The sequence below is a fragment of the Sphaerochaeta sp. S2 genome (assembly GCF_016406725.1).
Taxonomy (GTDB): Bacteria; Spirochaetota; Spirochaetia; order Sphaerochaetales; family Sphaerochaetaceae; genus Sphaerochaeta.
In genome coordinates this window covers 1-1,669 of record NZ_JAEKNT010000289.1, presented here as the reverse complement: position 1 = coordinate 1,669, position 1,669 = coordinate 1, and the positions used below count along the sequence as shown (strand labels likewise).

2 protein-coding genes and 1 pseudogene are annotated in these 1,669 nt (G+C 49.6%); 2 read left to right on the top strand and 1 reads right to left on the bottom strand.

The annotated features are described in order from the left end of the window. Window positions 1-367 (top strand): annotated as a pseudogene (locus tag JF818_RS08510) (purine-nucleoside phosphorylase); the annotation flags it as partial. Further along, window positions 367-978, top strand: a complete 612-nt coding sequence (locus JF818_RS08505; RefSeq protein ID WP_198891588.1) for an NAD(P)H-dependent oxidoreductase — start codon at window positions 367-369, stop codon at window positions 976-978. The pseudogene JF818_RS08510 and the gene JF818_RS08505, both read left to right, overlap by 1 nt. On the opposite strand, the gene JF818_RS08500 is transcribed toward JF818_RS08505, so the two are convergent. Beyond that, window positions 975-1,669: nucleoside hydrolase (locus JF818_RS08500; RefSeq protein ID WP_198891587.1), on the bottom strand; the 695-nt coding region annotated here is incomplete at its 5' end. The genes JF818_RS08505 and JF818_RS08500 overlap by 4 nt on opposite strands.

The window sequence follows — 1,669 nt, the reverse complement described above, 5'->3', positions numbered from 1 at the left end:
GTATAACCTGAAGGGAAGTCTCAGTCCCGTCTGCGATTCCAATCTACTTCTAAGGGCACTTGCGGAAGCCAAGAAGCTTGATATACCCATGCATGCCGGTATGGTGTTTTCCAGTGACCTTTTTTCTTCCTACAATGCACTGGGAGAGGATAGTTGGCAGGCTTGGGCAAGGATGGGTGCTTTGGCACAGGATATGGAAACCTATGCCTTGTACAGTACTGCTGCATGGACAAAGAAACATGCATTGAGTCTGCTTACCATGACAGACAGTTGTGTAACCGGTCAGGGCTTTGGCGATGAGATGCGCACAGTAGGCTTGTACCCCATGATTGAGGTCGCCTTGCAGGTTGCGAGTGAGGTGCGCTGATGGATTTTATCGATGCCATGCAACATCGCTTTGCTTGTAAACGCTATGATGAACAGAGAAATGTCAGTGATGCTCAACTGAAACAGATCCTTGAATACGGTAGATTGACTCCCACGTCCTTTGGTCTTGAACTGTGGTCCTTTCATGTAGTGAGGAGTGCAGGAAAGAAAACAGCACTCTTTCATGCATGTTTTGACCAGGAGTCAGTGGCAACAAGTGCCTTTACCGTTGCTGTAATGGTGAGGAAAGCTGCATTCGCCAATCCTGATGGAGAGTTGGTGCATAGTCGTGGAAAGCGATTCCCCGATCCTATTGATGTGTTCATTGACGATTATCGTCCCTACTATGATTATCTCAAACAGGAAGGTCGTCTGGACTGTTGGTTGAAGAGCCAAGGATATCTGGCAATAGCCAATATGATGACAGGGGCTGCCCTGATGGGTATCCAAAGCTGTGCCATTGAAGGTTTTCATGAACAGCAGGTTCTTGATGTACTGTCACTCGATGGTAATCAGTGGCAAGCTTCCTTGCTCGCAACCTTCGGCTATCCTGCTGAAGCAGAACGGCCGAAGATTCGCGAACGCTTGGAAGATCTGGTTGTCTTCCACTAGGGGAGGACAGCAAAAGCTTTATCAACCAGCGACCAGAACCAAGGAATATCGATGGAGGTGGCAATATGCACTCCATCGTTGTTTTTTGTCTCTTCCTTGATGGTTCTTCCATAGGAAGGGCCCCTCTGGCAATCAACCCAGACTCGCTTGTACTCAGTCTGTACTTTCTGAGGATCGGCTAGATAGGCCACACATAAGGGGTCATGCATCTGTGGCCAACCTTGCTTCTGACGGGTATAGTTGGCTTGGTAGGTGTCCATGCAAGCGGCAAATACCTGTGCCGAATTCGTCTTGATCGTATGGTAGCCTTCCAGGCGTGAGGGGCTCAAGGTAACCTGTCTGGTACAATCGAGGGGGAAGAGCACCAACTTGGCACCACTGGAGAAGACAACCTGCGCTGCCTCTGGATCTGCATAGGTGTTGAATTCAGCAAAAGCGGTAACATTTCCATTACTGAAAGAGCCTCCCATGATGATGATCTGCTTGGCGAGTTGTGCTACCTCTCCATCTTTCTGCATAGCCAATGCAAGGTCGGTCAGTGGCCCAACGCTGATGATGCTTATCTCTCCTGGATAGGTATGCAAGAGCCTGATCATGGCATCAATGCCGTTCTCTTCCTGTACTGCTTGTCTCTGTCGAGGTGGGAAAACGGGGCCATCAAGGCCCGACTCCCCATGAAAGTCCCCTGCAG

Excerpts from the sequence above, each read along its gene's own strand:
- JF818_RS08505 (WP_198891588.1), top strand. The coding sequence starts at position 367 with ATGGATTTTATCGATGCCATGCAACATCGCTTTGCTTGTAAACGCTAT.